This window comes from Pedobacter sp. PACM 27299 (assembly GCF_001412655.1).
Taxonomy (GTDB): Bacteria; Bacteroidota; Bacteroidia; order Sphingobacteriales; family Sphingobacteriaceae; genus Pedobacter.
Map to the genome: position 1 here is coordinate 1,045,240 of NZ_CP012996.1, position 17,581 is coordinate 1,062,820.

Here is a 17,581-nt window from a genome sequence, read left to right on the forward strand (position 1 = left end):
TCAGCCGTTTTTTATGATTAGGCAGTTTTAATTGATTTCATTGCGGTCATCGCTTTTCTCAGCTCAGCACCAACAAGTTCCACCTGATGTGAACGAATCACTTCATTTACTGCGATTAATGCTCTGTTATCCACAGCACCATCTTTACCTTCATTGTAGTTCTTACCTACCAATTCAGTATCTACCGTTTTCATGAAGTCAGCAAGTAATGGTTTACAAGCCTGATCAAATAAGTAACAGCCATATTCAGCTGTATCAGAAATTACTCGGTTCATTTCGAACAATTTCTTACGTGCTATCGTGTTTGCGATTAGTGGAGTTTCGTGTAATGACTCATAGTAAGCCGACTCAGGTTTGATCCCTGCTTCCACCATCGTTTCGAAAGCCAATTCCACACCCGCTCTCACGAAAGCAACCATTAAAGTATAGTTATCGAAATATTCCTGCTCCCCGATTTTAACATCACCTGCTGGTGTTTTCTCAAAAGCAGTTTCACCGGTTTCAGCACGCCAAGCCAATAGGTTTTTATCACCATTTGCCCAGTCTTCCATCATGATGCGGCTAAATTCACCACTCATGATATCATCCTGATGCTTTTGGAACAATGGACGCATGATAGTTTTCAATTCTTCAGAGATTTCAAAAGCTTTGATTTTAGCAATATTGCTCAATCTGTCCATCATCGCAGTGATACCACCTTGTTTCAAAGCTTCAGTAATCACTTCCACACCATATTGAACCAATTTAGAAGCATAACCTGGATCGATTCCTTTTTCTACCATTTTATCAAATGATAAGATAGAACCAGTCTGTAATAAACCACAAAGAATCGTTTGCTCACCCATTAAATCAGATTTCACTTCTGCAACGAAAGATGATTTCAAGACACCGGCTTTATGGCCGCCTGTACCCACGCAATAAGCTTTAGCCTGTAATAGACCCTTTCCTTCCGGATCATTCTCAGGGTGTACAGCGATTAGGGTAGGTACTCCAAAACCACGTACATATTCTGCTCTGACTTCACTTCCTGGACATTTTGGAGCCACCATGATTACCGTAAGGTCTTTACGGATCTGCATGCCTTCTTCCACAATGTTGAAACCATGAGAGTATAATAAAGTAGCACCTGATTTCATTAGTGGCATTACAGCAGTCACTACTGCAGTATGCTGTTTATCAGGAGTAAGGTTGATCACTACATCAGCTGTAGGGATTAATTCTTCGTAAGTACCAACTGTAAAATTGTTTTCCGTAGCATTTTTCCAGGAATCTCTTTTACCTTCGATAGCTTCTTTACGTAAAGTATAAGAAACATCTAAACCGCTATCTCTTAAGTTTAAACCTTGGTTTAGTCCTTGTGCACCGCAACCGATCACGACTAGTTTCTTGCCTTTAAGCGCATTTACGCCATCCAGAAATTCTGAACTGTCCATGAAATCGCATACACCCAGTTGGTTTAATTTTTCTCTAAGAGGTAACGTGTTGAAATAGTTTGACATCTTGTTATAGTTATTTGATTGTAAAGGTTCTTTTAATTTTTATTGTTGTTTATGATTCTTTTGATCGCTGTTGCACATCCATAGTGGTAGGCATCATGGATTGGAAAAAACTGAACTGCATCCTGAATATCATTTAAAGTCACGCCATAGCTGGTGGTATAAACATTATAGTTGATGAATACCTGATTTTTCAGGTCTTCTTCCAGCTCATCGACTGTGTTTAGCATCAAATCTTTCAATTCATTGAGTTCATCCTGACCGATAAACCTTTCCGGCTTTGTTCCTTTTTTATACTCATTCAGATAATCAGGAGAACTCTTGGCTTTTAAACCTGAAAGCGTATAACAAAGTCCATGCAGACTGGCGATGATGTGGCCAAAGTTCCAGATGATGTTGTTGTTAAAACCTTCAGGAACCTGATTTGCTTCTTCAAGCGTACAACTGTCCAATAGTTGGATAAAGTTGTTCCTGGTTTGTCTGATGGTTTTGAAATGCTGTTCCATGTTTTCCGTTTATATTGTGTTTCCGTTTTACAACGGGGGTTTACATGCTGAATACGTTTTTCTCTGCGTCAAGGAATTCGTTTTCGATCACTTCCTGTCCTGGCTCTCTGCGCTCAAATTCTCTGAGTTTGCGGTTAAAACCATCGCTGTTTTTGATGATCGCTACCCTTGCACTTCTCACAAATTCGATCAGACCAAAAGGCTGTAAAACTTCGATCAGCTTATCAGTTTCCTCACGGTGGCCGGTAGTTTCAAAAACCGTATAATCTTTACGGATCACTACCGCTCTTGCACCGTTTTCACGAAGTAAACGTTCAACCGATACCAACTCTGCAATCGTATCTGTAGGCACTTTATAAAGCGCCATTTCCTGCCAGATGATATCCTCATTGGTATTGAAATATACTTTCAATACTTCTACTTGTTTTTCAATCTGACGGGCCAGCTTGCGTACTACTTCTTCTGTTTCGTTGATCACGATGTTGAATCTGTGAATGTGCTCAATCTCCGAAGGAGAGGTGTTTAAGCTGTCAATATTGATTTTTCTTCTTGAAAAAATAATGGCAATACGATTCAATAAGCCGATTTGATTTTCGGTATATACAGTAATCGTAAATTCCTGTTTTTCGTTTGTTTCTATATCCTGGGAATTGCTCATGATCTTTAATTATTTAAGTCTGATTTCACTTACACTGCTACCTTGAGGAACCATAGGGAACACATTGTGCTCCTGGGCTACCATTACTTCTAGAAGGAAAGAACCTTTATGGTTCAACATTTCTTCTAATGAACTCACTAAGTCTTCACGTTCTGAAACTTTCTTTCCGGCGATATAATAGGAATCGGCAAGTTTCACGAAATCCGGACTGGTGATGTCCACGAAAGAGTAGCGTTTCTCATGGAACAATTGCTGCCATTGGCGAACCATTCCCAGGAACCTGTTATTTAAGATCATGATTTTCACATCAACGCCACTTTGCATGATGGTACCCAATTCCTGACATGTCATTTGGAAACCTCCATCACCGATTACCGCAACCACGGTACGGTCTGGAGCACCAAATTTAGCACCGATAGCAGCAGGTAAGCCAAAGCCCATTGTTCCTAAACCACCACTCGTTACATTACTTCTGGTATGGTTGAATTTTGCATAACGACAAGCTACCATCTGATGCTGCCCCACGTCAGTTACCACAACCGCTTCGCCTTTAGTTAAGATGTTCAATTGATTGATCACCTCACCCATAGTCAATTCTCCTGTTCCAGGATTCAATTCAGGATGAATGACAACTTCTTGCTCTGTTTTATCAAAAGCTCTGAATTCTGCCAGCCATTCTGTATGTTTTTTCTCTTCAACCAATGCAGTTAAAAGTGGTAAAGTTTCTTTACAATCTCCCCAAACCGGAACATCCGCTTTTACATTTTTGTCGATTTCTGCAGGGTCAATATCCAAGTGAATTACTTTTGCTTGTTTCGCATATTTGTCTAAACGGCCAGTTACCCGGTCGTCGAAACGCATACCGATTGCGATCAATACATCACAGGAATTGGTTTGTACATTCGGACCATAGTTACCGTGCATGCCCAGCATTCCAACATTTAAAGGGTGGTCTGTAGGAATAGCGCCAGCACCTAAAATCGTCCAGGCTGCAGGAATACCGCTTTTCTCTACGAAAGCTTTAAATTCCTGTTCTGCATATCCTAAAGAAACGCCCTGACCGAACAAGATGAAAGGTTTTTTTGCTGAATTGATTAATGCTGCAGCGGCCTCAATATATTCTTTACGAACATTTGGTTTTGGACGGTAACTGCGTACATGGTCGCAAGGAACATAACCAGCATATTCAAACATTTGCAATTGCGCATTTTTGGTAATGTCGATCAATACCGGACCTGGTCTGCCGCTGCGGGCAATGTAAAAAGCTTTCGCTAATACTGCTGGAATCTCAGTAGCATCCGTAATCTGGTAGTTCCATTTGGTCACCGGGGTAGTGATGTTGATCACATCCGTTTCCTGGAAAGCATCCGTACCTAATAAGTGTGCATACACCTGACCGGTGATACAAACCATCGGCGTGCTGTCGATTTGAGCATCTGCTAAACCTGTTACCAGATTGGTAGCACCCGGACCACTGGTCGCAAATACGACACCCACTTTTCCGGAAGTACGTGCATACCCCTGACCGGCATGTGTGCCGCCTTGCTCATGACGTACTAAAATATGTTTTAATTTTTCTTTGTAATCGTATAATGCATCATAAATAGGCATGATGGCACCACCTGGATAACCAAAAATGGTATCCGTACCTTCTGCTATTAATCCTTCCAATAAAGCCACAGAACCAGAAACAGTTACTGTTTTCTTCGGTTCCGTTAAGGTGGTTGCTTCCTCTTGTACTGTGTCCATTATTTTATTTTTAGGTATGGGGTTTTTAAATTGATTAGTGAGTGTAGGCATCAGTTACACAGCCTTCGCTGGCATCGCTTACTTGTTTCAGGTATTTATAAAGTACGCCTCCTTTGACGGGTGGCGGCAGTTGCTTCCAAACCGCTTTACGGTTTTCCATCTCTTCTTCGGTAATCTGAAGGTGTAAGGTATTGTTCACTGCGTCAATGATGATGATGTCATTGTCGTGCACAAAAGCGATATTTCCACCATCCCAAGCTTCAGGAGTGATGTGACCTACTACAAAACCATGCGTACCACCAGAGAAACGGCCATCAGTAATTAAAGCCACTGACTTTCCTAATCCTGCACCAATGATGGCAGAGGTTGGTTTTAACATCTCCGGCATCCCAGGAGCACCTTTAGGACCTACCTGTCTGATCACCACTACATCACCTTTTTTCACTTTGCCACTTTGAATTCCTGCGATCAATGATTTCTCACCATCAAATACACGCGCCGGACCTTCAAATCTTTCTCCTTCTTTACCAGAGATCTTCGCTACCGAACCTTTTTCTGCGATGTTACCATATAGCATTTGAAGGTGACCTGTTGCTTTAATCGGGTTAGTTATTGGAAGAATTACCTTTTGAGTATCAAAATCTAAGTCTAAAGCGCCTTCCACATTTTCAGCAAGCGTTTTTCCGGTTACCGTGATACAGTCGCCATGAATCAAGCCTACTTTCAAAAGATATTTTAGAATGGCAGGAACACCACCAATTTCATGAACATCCTCCATTAAATAGTTCCCACTTGGTTTCAAATCCGCTAATACTGGAGTCGCATCACTTACGGCTTGGAAATCATCTAATTTCAAGGTTAATCCTACTGATTTCGCCATAGCGATTAAATGTAGTACTGCATTTGTAGAACCGCCCAATACCATTACCGTTACAATCGCATTGTGAAATGCTTTCTCCGTCATGATATCTGAAGGAAGGATGTTTTTCTCTAATAAAACACGGATCGCTTTACCGGCAGCTAAACATTCTTCTTTCTTTTCTGCACTCAATGCAGGGTAAGAGGAGCTGTAAGGTAAGCTCATTCCTAAAGCTTCGATTGCTGAAGCCATCGTATTTGCAGTATACATACCGCCACAAGCACCAGCGCCTGGACAAGTGTTGCGGATGATACCTTGAAAATCTTCTTCATCTAAATTGCCTGCCAATTTCTCGCCTAAGGCTTCAAAGGCTGATACAATGTTTAAAGTTTTTCCTTTATATTTTCCAGAGTGGATACTTCCACCGTATACCATGATTGAAGGACGATTTAACCGACCCATTGCCATGATAGAACCCGGCATATTTTTATCACAGCCTGGTAATGCAATCACGCCATCGTAATATTGTCCACCACAAATGGTTTCAATTGAATCTGCAATTACATCTCTGGAAACCAAAGAATAACGCATTCCATCTGTACCGTTAGACATCCCATCGCTTACACCGATAGTGCTGAAGGTTAAACCGACCATTCCATTATCCCAGACCCCTTCTTTAACGATTTTTGCTAAATCATTTAGGTGCATGTTGCAGGTGTTTCCATCGTATCCCATACTTGCAATGCCGACCTGGGCTTTGTCCATATCTTCTTTGGTCAAGCCAATTCCATACAACATGGCTTGGGCAGCAGGTTGGGTTGGGTCCTGCGTGAATACTTTACTGTAGCGGTTTAATTCTGGTGATTGTGACATATTATATGATTACTTCGTAATTTTGTTTTTCTAACACTAAACATTTGTAAGTGCGTTGTATGGTGGCTCCAACACTATCATTCCATCTGATTGGGAACTGATATTCATCTACCGATGCAATTCCTGCAATCTCTGTTGCGGTGCCGCAGAAGAAAGCACTGTCTGCATGTTTTACATCCGCAACCGTCAGGTGTTTTTCTATAATTTCTATATCCAGGATATGACATAGCTCAATTACTGTTGCACGGGTGATTCCTGGAAAGATGTTACCTAGTTGTGGAGTGTATAATTTTCCGTTTTTCTCGATAAAGATGTTTGATGCTGGACCTGCAGCGATATTTCCGTCCATATCCAACAATAACGCCTCATCAAATCCATTGCGTTTTGCTTCAATAGTCGCTAAAGTGGAATTCCCATCGTTGCCAGTAACTTTAGCTGCTATAGGAAAAGATTTTGGATTCGGACTTTCATAACTGGACACCCCAACTTTTAATTGTTCGTTACCAGGGTAGGCATCCCATTCCCAGGCACAGATCATGATCGATACCTCTGTAGCCGCAACCATCGACATGTTAGGGGCACAGTATACCAAGGGACGGATGTAAGCATCTTTTAAATTATTCAATTGAAGTAACTTATAAGTTTGCTTGATCAGGTCACTTACTTCCCATGGAAAAGGTAGATTCACCAATTCTGCAGATCTTTTTAATCTTTCGAAATGTTCTCTGGCTTTAAATACACGGGTTCCATTGTGCGTTTGATATGCCCTGATTCCTTCAAATACTGCATAGCCATAGTGGAGCGATTGCTCATATATCTCGGCGGTGCTGTTGGCGGCTTTCTGGAACTTGCCGTTTAAGTATAACACTGTATTTGAATTGACGTATTTCATGTTGGTTAGGCGGTTAGGTATCGTGTTGGTTGTGGTATTGATTCATTAAAAAAGCGCCACTTGTGGGGGGCGCTTGAGTTTATTTTTGTATTTAAAATATTCTATTGCAGCGCCTTATCCTTCTGAATTACCAGCAGAAGAATCACATTAATAATGACAATAATTAAGGCGGTGATGTTAAAGTTCATTTTGTTAGTTTATAAGCAGTTCGTATTTGCTATTGCTTTATAAATCCAATTTAGGTCTTGTGATCAATACTATCAATAGCTGTATAGAAATAAATGAAAAAAAATATAATTTGCAATAATGGTATATATAACAAATATAATACCTGAAAATACACTGTTTTAATTGCTTTACGTGGACGCTACTATACCAAATATGAAATCGGTATTCGGTATGGGTATTATGCTTGCATTGTATTTTATCTCATTTTCTGCCTAAAATCGGAGAATGGTCAAAAAAGTTGAAGAAAATACGACTAAAATAAGGGGAGGTAGCCAAATAAAAATTGGCAGTCTTTTCAAAGAAATAAATACAATTTCTGTTACCGTTTTAAAATAGCGTATCGTTATTTTACAGGATGATTTGATGACGTTCAAAAATCAGGGACAAAAAAAAAGGATGTCGTTTCGGACATCCTTTTTTTATTATGCTTTAAATATTAAGCAACCCCTTCGGCTAAAACAATAATCTTGTTTTTCAAAACCTCTACAACGCCACCTTTAATATTAAAGGTTTCATCGCCTGTTTTGGTTTTAACAATTACTGGTCCGTCTTCTAAGGTTGAGATAATAGGAGCATGGTCATGCAAAATTTGAAATGATCCCATGGTACCTGGTACAGTAACAGCTGTTACTTCGCCTTCAAAGACTTTTTTATCTGGTGTTAATATTTCTAGTGTCATATTCAAAGTGTATGCGCTTTAATTAAGCGTTTGCCTCAGCTAATAGTTTTTTACCTTTTTCGATTGCATCTTCGATACCACCTACTAAGTTAAATGCAGCCTCTGGATATTCATCAACTTCACCATCCATAATCATGTTAAATGCTTTGATGGTATCTTTAATGTCAACCAACACACCTTTTAAGCCTGTAAACTGCTCAGCTACGTGGAATGGTTGAGATAAGAAACGTTGAACACGACGCGCACGGTGAACGATTAATTTATCCTCTTCAGATAATTCGTCCATACCTAAGATCGCGATGATATCCTGTAACTCTTTGTAACGTTGTAAGATTTCTTTCACACGTTGAGCAGTGTTATAGTGCTCATCACCTAATACCGCTGGAGATAAGATTCTTGAAGTTGAATCCAATGGATCCACCGCAGGATAAATACCTAGCTCAGAGATTTTACGAGACAATACTGTAGTTGCATCTAAGTGGGCAAACGTTGTAGCCGGAGCTGGATCCGTTAAATCATCCGCAGGGACATAAACCGCCTGTACAGAGGTAATAGATCCACGTTTAGTGGAAGTAATACGTTCCTGCATTAATCCCATCTCTGTTGCCAAAGTTGGTTGGTAACCTACCGCAGAAGGCATACGACCTAAAAGTGCCGATACTTCAGAACCTGCCTGAGTGAAACGGAAGATGTTGTCAACGAAGAAAAGAATGTCTTTTCCAGCGCCTTCGCCATCACCATCACGGAAGTATTCTGCAACTGTTAATCCTGATAAAGCTACACGAGCACGAGCTCCTGGAGGTTCGTTCATCTGACCGAATACCAATGTTGCTTTAGAATCTTTTAGTTTTTCTGTGTCAACCTTGCTTAAATCCCATCCGCCTTTTTCCATCGAATGAAGGAATTCTTCACCATAGTTGATTACACCAGATTCGATAAACTCACGTAAAAGGTCATTACCTTCACGTGTACGCTCACCTACACCAGCAAATACTGATAAACCAGCATACGCTTTCGCGATGTTGTTTACCAATTCCATGATCAATACTGTTTTACCAACACCAGCACCACCGAATAAACCAATTTTACCACCTTTAGCGTAAGGCTCTAATAAATCGATTACTTTGATACCAGTAAATAGTACTTCTGATTCAGTTGATAGCTCGTCAAATTTTGGCGGAGCATTGTGGATTGGTCTACCGTTAGTTTTATCAATCGTGTTGATACCATCGATAGCATCACCAACAACATTGAATAGACGACCTTTAATCTGATCACCAACAGGCATTTTGATAGGTGCGCCAGTATCTACTGCTTTCATGCCACGAACCAAACCGTCGGTTGAGTCCATTGCAATTGCACGTACGCGGTCTTCACCAAGATGTTGTTGAACTTCTAAAACGACCTTTTGACCGTTTTCTTTTTCAATCTCTAATGCAGAGAAAATTTGAGGTAAATGAGCATCGTCAGCAAAACTCACGTCAACTACCGGTCCTATAATCTGCGCTATTTTTCCAATGTTAGGCATATATTGTTTTGGGTAAAATTATAAATATCAAAATGTTAAAGGCCGTTTTCAGAGCCCACAATTCGGTTTGCAAAGTTAAGATTTTTCAACATAAATTGCATATATAAATAAAAAGTTTTTCCACAGTTTTTAAATCAATATTTTAGCGGGTATAAAACAAGGTACGAACAAGCCGTTTTTGACGTTAAAAAGAGCGTATTTGTGGCTGTACATTCATCATAAGGAAACTGAGAAATTCATGAAAACAATATTAGTAACGGGGAGCAATGGCCTTCTAGGGCAGAAAATCACAGAAAGAGTGCTCGCAACAAAACAGTTTAATCTGATTGCGACCGCAAAAGGGGAGAACCGTTATCCAATTAAAGAGGGATATGTTTATGCTGAAATGGATATTTTAGATGCTGCCAATGTGGAAGAAATTGTAGCGAAATATAAACCCGATGCCATCATTCACACTGCCGCAATGACCAATGTGGATACCTGCGAAGATCAAAAAGAGTTGGCTTATGCGCTAAATGTGAAAGCAGTGGAGACACTTATTGCAGTTTGTGAGCAATTCGACGTGCAGCTGGTTCATTTGTCTACAGACTTTGTTTTTGATGGCAAAAACGGACCGTATGATGAAGAAGCGCCTACCTGCCCTTTAAGTTATTACGGACAAACCAAAGTAGAGGCCGAACAAGCACTGCAAAAGTCAAATTGCAAATGGGCTGTATTGAGGACGATTATCGTATATGGTATTGTGAGCGATATGAGCCGCAGTAATATTGTACTTTGGGCAAAAGGTGCTTTAGAAAAGGGACAGCCCATTAATGTCGTGAACGACCAGTGGCGCATGCCAACCCTGGCAGAAGACTTAGCCGATTGCTGTCTGCTGGCCATAGAGAAAAATGCGCAGGGCATATATAATGCTTCTGGAAAAGATATGATGAGCATTTCAGAATTAGTGGCTATAGTGGCCGATTTCTGGAACCTGGATAAAGGACTGATTAAAGAGATCTCTGCTGAAACTTTAAACCAAACCGCTAAACGTCCGGCAAGAACCGGATTTATCCTGGATAAATCCATCCGCGATCTGGGCTATGCCCCGCACAGCTTTGAAGAAGGACTGACCTTATTAGCTACACAATTGCAAACAACCGTTTAAATTCTTAATTATATATACTATGGCATTACAAGTTGGCGATCAAGCCCCGGATTTTAAATTATTCAGCTCAGACCTGAAAGAAGTATCCCTATCTGATTATAAAGGAAGGAAATTAGTGATCCATTTCTTCCCATTGGCTTTTACTGGTGTATGTACCGCCCAGTTGTGTACCATGAGAGATAGTTTTGGTTATTATGAAGGAATGAATGCAGATGTAGTAGGTATTTCTGTGGATTCTCCTTTTACCCTAGCTAAATTTAAAGAAGATCAGAGCTACCAATTCCCTTTGCTTTCTGATTTTAACAAGGAAGTATCCCAGGCTTACGGTGCTTTTTACGAAGATTTCGCTTTTAATATGAAAGGAATTTCAAAAAGAGCTGCTTTTGTGATCAATGAAGAAGGAAAAGTTATTCATGCAGAAGTATTAGAAGACGCAGGGAATATGCCTGATTTTGACGCAATTAAGCGCTCAATTGAAGCCTAATCGCAGTTTTTAAGCAGTAGTGTTTGAAGTTTTTTTTAAATAAAGTTTGTATTTTCAATTTCAAACACTACTTTTGCAGTCCAATAACGAAACAACGTTTGAAGGAAATGCATTTGTAGCTCAATTGGATAGAGCATCTCACTACGGATGAGAAGGTTTGGGGTTCGAATCCCTACAAGTGCACGAAAAACCTTAGAGAAATCTAAGGTTTTTTTTGTTGATCTTTTCGATTATAGGTTTTATAGCCGATATCGATACAACGCAAATGAAAACCGCATTTGTAGCTCAATTGGATAGAGCATCTCACTACGGATGAGAAGGTTTGGGGTTCGAATCCCTACAAGTGCACCACAGAAAGAGGGAATTTCAGCAATGAGATTCCCTCTTTTTTTATTCATTAGTCTGATCATAAGGGATCAAGTGATAAAAAAAAGCCGAGATGCCGCATAGATTACGGTTATGTTAAGTTATCGTTAGCTTGTTCGATTTCTAAATTGGGCTGACTACATTTGTTGCTGTACTTCAGGTATCCCAATTGAAACAGCAGGAAAAAAAGCAATACATCACTAACCTATATAATAAGTTCTGGAAGGAACTATATATTATTGCCTTTCGCCGCCTGAAGGACGAAGCGCAAGTGGAGGATATTCTACAAGACCTGTTCCTTTCTTTGCTGGAAAGTGATTATGAACTTGAAAATGAAAATTCGGTTCGCTCGCTACTCCACACGCGTCTGAAAAGCCGTATCATAGATTTTTTTAGAAAGGAACTTTTGAAACTAAATTTCAAAAATCAAGAGGCTTCAAAAGTCGAAACCAACTCCAACTCTAGCGATGACCACCTGATGAGCCGCGAACTGGAATCGGTAGTCATGCAGGAAATCAAAGCATTGCCGGAAAAAATGAAAGAAATATTCCTACTCAGTCGCCACGAAATGCTTTCAAATGATGAAATAGCTGGGCGACTAAATATTTCCAATAAAACAGTGAGAAACCAATTGAGTACGGCCATAAAAAGAATCAGGCTGACAGTTAACAGGTACAACTCGGACGAATGTGAACCCGCATCCGTTAACCTGATCATCACATTAGCGGCCTTACTGTTAAGAGATTATTAACGGAAACCATCATTCGTATTAAGTTTTATTTTGCTCTGGGACAAGTGTTCTGCCTGTTCGGTTATATAGGCAAAAGCACAACATATGGAGGAACGGGAAAATAAAAGATTATTGGACAATTGGTATGCAGCCTTTGATCTTTCTGGCAAGGATTTGAAGGTGTTTACCGATGCTGAACATGAAGAGGGAGTACGTATCAGGTTACTCAATAAGATCGTTGCCCACATCCCTGAGTCTAAGCGCCGACCTCATCTTTTTATTCGGACACCTATCCGCTGGATGAATGTGGCAGCTGTACTGGCTTTTTTCCTTCTTAGCATTCCGATTTATCAGTACTTAAAAAAGTATGACAGGCAGCATATTACAGCTACCACTCTTACTTCCAGTAAAGCCGGATCAGGTAAGATGCTTAAGGTGACGTTGGCAGATGGATCGGAAATTCTCCTAAACTCAGGATCTGAACTCAGGTATCCTCGTCAATTCAGTGGTAAACAGCGGTTGGTTTACCTCAATGGTGAAGCTTTCTTTAAGGTGAAGCACCGTGCGGATCAGCCATTTGTAGTGACTACAGGTAAAATCAAGACCACAGTATTAGGTACCTCCTTTAACATCAAGGCCTACTCAGGTTTAGATCACATTGCGGTGAACGTAGCAACGGGTAAAGTAGCTGTTGCAGCCTCCGGCAAGACCCTGGCCTTACTCCTCCCGAACCAGCAGATCAATGTTCAGACGGCTAGCGGCAATTTTGAGCTGCTGGAATTCAACGCCCAACTGGCCAGCTCATGGCAAGACGGCAAGATCAGATTAGATGGAGCTTCTTTCAAGGAACTATCCTTAGTGATTAAAAATGCCTGGGGACTTACACTTGAAACGAAAAGTGCCAGAATTACTGCAGCAAATTTTAAAACCACATTCCATACAAACAATAAAATCACAGAGGTTATGAAAGCAATCAGCAAAATGACAGGTGCAAAATACCGCATCAGGGACCATACAATCACGCTATATGAATAGATAAGTATCAAAAACAGAAACAGCGGCTAACGCCCCGTCGAAAGTTTGTTAGTACCGCTGTGTAATTAAAGGCATTAACCATTTAACCACAATCAAAAATAGGAAAGCGATGTGAATTGACAATACAATTGTCGGATTTATTCATGCGCGCTGTCTATACTGTTTTTGAACAACAAAACACACATGAAAAAAAATGTTACGGCGATTATGAGAATCACAACCGTTGTATTAGGATTATTAATTGGCTTCAGCAGTATGATCTGCGCCCATGAGAGCAAGGCACAGAAACTGAATGAAGTGATGATTAATCTCCAGGTAAAAAATGAAAACATGGCAGCTGTATTGGCTAAAATCGAAGTCAGTACGGGTATTGCCTTCACTTATGATAAAACTTTACTGAGCAAGTTAAACCTCTCCGCTCAGGATTATCAGGGGGAATCACTTCCTCTGGTTCTCCGAAAGCTGTTAAAGAATACAGGTTACGAATATGAAGTCATCAATAATAATGTGGTGATCGGCAAAGCGAAAACAGCAGCTAAGCCTGTTAAACCCGGAAGCATCAGCGGTAAAATCATAGATGAACGGGCTGATGTGCTGCCTGGCGCAACGATTAAAGTAGTAGAAACAGGACAAACGGTTCAAACAACTGTTGATGGTAAGTACATCATTACCATAGAACCCGGAACTTATACCCTGGAAATCAGTTATGTTTCTTATCTAAAACAACGGATCACAGAGGTTATCGTAAAATCTGGCGAGCATACTGGTCTTGACATTTCCATGAAACCGGATTCCAAAGGTTTGTCTGAGATAACGATCACCAGCAGCTACAAAAAGGCCTCCGTAGCGAGCCTTTATGTTCAGCAAAAAAATGCTGCTAATTTATCGGATGGTATTTCTTCTGAACAAATCAGCGCAACGCCAGATAAGCATTTGGGCGAAACATTAAAAAGAATCACTGGTGTAACTACCAATGAAAACAAGAAAGTAATAGTTCGTGGTATTGCGGAGCGCTATAATGTATCCTTGCTCAATGGAAGTCCACTGCCAAGCACCGACGTACAGGAACGTGATTTTGAGTTCAACCTGATCCCTACTAACCTGGTAGAGAATGTGGTAGTGGCCAAGTCTGCTACTGCTGATATGCCTTATGGTTTTGCCGGTGGACTGATTCAGATCACGACTAAATCTGTCCCTGAATCCAATTTTCTTTCTTTTAGTGCGGGTAGTTCTTTTAACAGCCGCACAACTGGGAAAGATTTTCTAGGCTACGGACGTGGTAAGTATGATTATTTGGGTTTTGATGATGGGAGTAGGGATCATTTTCCTAAAGACCTCTTGAATCTGGCTGCCTATGACGCTTCAAAACCAGACGCCGGTAACCAGATTAAGGTCGCTCAGATCGGCGCACAAAACAAACGCATCGGAGGAACGGAGCGCCTGGGCACACGTAGCTTTCAATCTATGCCTTCGCAGAATTACCAGTTTAGTTTAGGGAGAAGCTACGCACTCAGCACTACCAAAGAGCGTAAACTGGGCTTTGTAGCTTCAGTGAGTTATCGAAATACACAGAATATCGATGACATTTCCACTATGAGGCGAGGCGACTGGACTCATGAACCCACGCGTGGTGATGATCCGACAGACATCAATACGGGAAATGTCTATGGCTTCAACACCACTTTAGGTGTTATGCTGAACGGCGGTATCAAGACAAGGGAGCATCAGATCAGTACTTATAATTTATATACCCGTATTTTCGACAATAGATTCAGCCGCTATTCAGGTTGGAGTTACCATAATCCGAAGAATGAGGGTGATAATTATCCGAACATTCAAGAAGACGACAGGCCTAAATTCACGGATCTGCTGCAAAATAAAGTTAGCGGTGTTCATCGGATCAATCCGGTAAAGATAGAGTGGAGCCTGGCAAGAACATCTTTAAAAGCCCTGGAACAGGATGCAGTAAGTGCTGATTTGAATAGCCGGGAAATCGCAAATACAGTGCTGTACAGTTACCAATTGAGTAGCACCAGCGATCCGGGATTTGGCACCTTTCACCGCGACCAATACGTTTACAAGGAAAATAATTTCGATGGAACACTTAGTGCTGCCTACGACTTTAAGCTGGGCCTTAGCAAGCATATTGTTAAGATCGGTGCCAATTACCTGAAAAAGCATGCTTTCTATGATTGGAAGATCTTGCCAATCGCCATGAGTCCGAAATCTACCATACCTATCGAAACGCTGCCCATTCAGGAATGGGGCAACCACATGAGCATGGAAGATCTTGCAAACAGCATATTCTATTTCAATAAAGAATATACCTTAAATAAATTTGAAGCCAAGAGTGTCAATTCAGGTGTTTTTGTTATGCTGGACCATAAAGTGCTCCCCAATCTGCGTTTCGTATGGGGAGCGAGGGCTGAATACTTTAAGCTGGATACTATTGTTAACTCTGCCAGTTTATTGAAGGATAAAATAAGTGAAATTTTCTTTGAAGAAAAGAAAAATTGGTATATCCTTCCTTCAGCAAATATTACTTATTCACCACTGAAAGAGTTGAACCTGCGTACCTCTTATGCCAAATCGGCTGTAAGGTCAGGATTGATGGAAAGTTCCAGGTTCTCCCGATACAATCCGAATTATGGCTCTGTCATCAGAAGTAGCGGAGTGAGTAGCACATTGATTGATAATTTCGATGTGAAGGTAGAGTTGTTTCCGGGATCAGGAGAATTGTTGTCGGCCGGCTATTTCTATAAATTCTTTGATAAACCCGCTGAATACTACAGACTCGACAACGAAAACAATGGAAGAGGCTATATCACGATTTCCAATTCAGACTGGGCTAAAGTAAAGGGCTGGGAATTTGAGCTTCGTAAGAATTTGGGATTCGTATATGACGGACTGCCTTTTCTGAAGAATATCTACCTGAGCGGTAACCTGACGATTCAAAGTTCAAAAGTAAGAGCAAGGGCTATACAATATGATAAAAAAGCTGATGGTACCGATTCACTCTATTATAAATACCTAAAGTACCCGCGTGCCTTATACGGACAGGTGCCCTTATTATACAATGCAGGGATCCAGTATATCGGTAAAAATTTGGGCTTAAACTTGACCTATAATCATTCCGGCTATAAAACTTTCATTACAGGTGTAGAACCTGCATTTGTAGAATATGAAAGGCCACGCTCACAAATGGATGCCCAGATCAGCTATAAATTTCTGAAGGGAAAAATGGAAACGAAACTAAATATGAGCAACCTGCTGGATGCGCCTTTCCGTTATTTTATCAATGACCCAAGTACTTATGAATTGAAACCAGGTAATGAAGGCGCATTGGAACTGGAGTGGAATGACAAATACGAATACAAATTTGGCTTCTCAGAGAAATTTGAAAAGGGGTATGTAGATAAGGTTACCAATAGGCGAGTTGGCGATCGCGAAACCTTTACACGTTATGTCGGCCGTACTTTCAGTCTGTCTTTATCCTATAATTTCTAACCTCATATCATGAATAACAAATTTAAAATCATATACCTGGCTGCCATCCTGCCGCTATTCCTGTTCAGTGCCTGCGAAAAAGACGGGACTAATGTTATGCCGATCATTAAAGGCATCAATAAAAAATTCGACATCAGTGCATTTGTTTTGGGAGATACCATTGAACAATATTTCGATGGGGTTAAAATGCGGGAATACTATGGTCGTGTAAGTACCTTGGGCTCATTTAGTCAGCTCGCATTTGAGAAGGATGAGATCAATATGGAGCTGAAAAGGAAAAGTACCGCTGAGGTCATCTATAAACAAACGTTCCATATCAGTGATAAGGACAACATTGTTCCAAAATTCTATTTTGACGGAAAGAAAATCAGTAACCAATACATTTATCCCGACCCAGAAGGGGATGACTATACGGTGAATTTTTATCTGAGTCCTTCGAATGGCACAAAGCCGGCAGATATCAATATTGATGTACTTGAATATTATGAAGACAGTACCAGGCCGGGCGGAATCTATGTAGTCAATACAACGTCCTTTACAATTGCTGAAAATGTACAGGTCGGCACCTGGAGCCCTTATTATAAGATTCCAGTACCTGTGGTTACGCCTACCCGAACTGACACCGATCTCTACCCAATTGTAGTGATCAGAGATGCTAAAACGAAAGACTATTACATGAATGACAGAGATGGAAGCACTTTAGCGGTAGAGTTGCCCTACGATGGTAGTTCCCCGGGTAAAGTTCAAAGTTGTTTTCTTGCAAAAAAGAGAAGTATCGATAAGAAATTTTATATGGAGTTTTATGATCTTGTCCAATTGTTTCCCCGCTAGTATTGCATATTAA

Annotated in this window: 14 protein-coding genes and 2 tRNA genes; 8 read left to right on the forward strand and 8 right to left on the reverse strand. The window is 40.7% G+C overall.

Translation table 11 applies throughout. The annotated features are described in order from the left end of the window. Window positions 1-17: 17 nt before the first annotated feature. The 8 genes from ilvC to atpD form a co-directional block, all read right to left on the reverse strand. Window positions 18-1,499 (reverse strand): ketol-acid reductoisomerase, encoded by a 1,482-nt coding sequence (gene ilvC / locus AQ505_RS04385; protein WP_062547047.1) that lies wholly within the window; start codon window positions 1,497-1,499, stop codon window positions 18-20. Window positions 1,500-1,531: 32 nt separating this feature from the next. Next, a complete protein-coding gene (locus tag AQ505_RS04390; protein WP_062547048.1) occupies window positions 1,532-2,002 on the reverse strand; it encodes a DinB family protein in 471 nt (156 codons plus the stop codon). A gap of 40 nt (window positions 2,003-2,042) precedes the next feature. Then, a complete protein-coding gene (gene ilvN, locus AQ505_RS04395; RefSeq protein ID WP_062547049.1) occupies window positions 2,043-2,660 on the reverse strand; it encodes an acetolactate synthase small subunit in 618 nt (205 codons plus the stop codon). A gap of 9 nt (window positions 2,661-2,669) precedes the next feature. Next, window positions 2,670-4,409 carry a biosynthetic-type acetolactate synthase large subunit gene (gene ilvB / locus AQ505_RS04400; protein ID WP_062547050.1) on the reverse strand — a complete coding sequence of 580 codons (1,740 nt, stop codon included), beginning with the start codon at window positions 4,407-4,409 and terminating at the stop codon, window positions 2,670-2,672. 34 nt (window positions 4,410-4,443) lie between these two features. After that, on the reverse strand, window positions 4,444-6,141 hold the full coding sequence (gene ilvD / locus AQ505_RS04405; protein WP_062547051.1) for a dihydroxy-acid dehydratase: 1,698 nt from the start codon (window positions 6,139-6,141) through the stop codon (window positions 4,444-4,446). 1 nt (window position 6,142) lies between these two features. Beyond that, window positions 6,143-7,033 carry a branched-chain-amino-acid transaminase gene (gene ilvE / locus AQ505_RS04410; protein WP_062547052.1) on the reverse strand — a complete coding sequence of 297 codons (891 nt, stop codon included), beginning with the start codon at window positions 7,031-7,033 and terminating at the stop codon, window positions 6,143-6,145. A 664-nt stretch (window positions 7,034-7,697) separates the two neighbouring features. Beyond that, on the reverse strand, window positions 7,698-7,940 hold the full coding sequence (gene atpC, locus AQ505_RS04415; RefSeq protein WP_062547053.1) for an ATP synthase F1 subunit epsilon: 243 nt from the start codon (window positions 7,938-7,940) through the stop codon (window positions 7,698-7,700). Window positions 7,941-7,962: 22 nt separating this feature from the next. After that, window positions 7,963-9,468 carry a F0F1 ATP synthase subunit beta gene (gene atpD, locus AQ505_RS04420; protein WP_062547054.1) on the reverse strand — a complete coding sequence of 502 codons (1,506 nt, stop codon included), beginning with the start codon at window positions 9,466-9,468 and terminating at the stop codon, window positions 7,963-7,965. A gap of 238 nt (window positions 9,469-9,706) precedes the next feature. On the opposite strand from atpD, the gene AQ505_RS04425 reads away from it, so the two are divergent. The 8 genes from AQ505_RS04425 (at window position 9,707) to AQ505_RS04460 (ending at window position 17,568) form a co-directional block, all read left to right on the forward strand. After that, window positions 9,707-10,615, forward strand: coding sequence for an SDR family oxidoreductase (locus tag AQ505_RS04425; RefSeq protein WP_062547055.1), 909 nt, complete (start codon window positions 9,707-9,709; stop codon window positions 10,613-10,615). 19 nt (window positions 10,616-10,634) lie between these two features. Further along, window positions 10,635-11,099, forward strand: coding sequence for a redoxin domain-containing protein (locus AQ505_RS04430; protein WP_062547056.1), 465 nt, complete (start codon window positions 10,635-10,637; stop codon window positions 11,097-11,099). Between the two features lie 109 nt (window positions 11,100-11,208). Then, window positions 11,209-11,282, forward strand: a tRNA-Arg gene (locus AQ505_RS04435). Window positions 11,283-11,373: 91 nt separating this feature from the next. Beyond that, window positions 11,374-11,450 (forward strand) — tRNA-Arg (locus AQ505_RS04440). A gap of 184 nt (window positions 11,451-11,634) precedes the next feature. Then, window positions 11,635-12,216, forward strand: coding sequence for an RNA polymerase sigma factor (locus tag AQ505_RS04445; RefSeq protein WP_062547057.1), 582 nt, complete (start codon window positions 11,635-11,637; stop codon window positions 12,214-12,216). Between the two features lie 84 nt (window positions 12,217-12,300). Continuing rightward, window positions 12,301-13,230, forward strand: coding sequence for a FecR family protein (locus AQ505_RS04450; RefSeq protein WP_062547058.1), 930 nt, complete (start codon window positions 12,301-12,303; stop codon window positions 13,228-13,230). 183 nt (window positions 13,231-13,413) lie between these two features. After that, a complete protein-coding gene (locus tag AQ505_RS04455) occupies window positions 13,414-16,737 on the forward strand; it encodes a TonB-dependent receptor (protein ID WP_062547059.1) in 3,324 nt (1,107 codons plus the stop codon). A 9-nt stretch (window positions 16,738-16,746) separates the two neighbouring features. Beyond that, a complete protein-coding gene (locus AQ505_RS04460; RefSeq protein WP_062547060.1) occupies window positions 16,747-17,568 on the forward strand; it encodes a hypothetical protein in 822 nt (273 codons plus the stop codon). Window positions 17,569-17,581 lie beyond the last annotated feature (13 nt).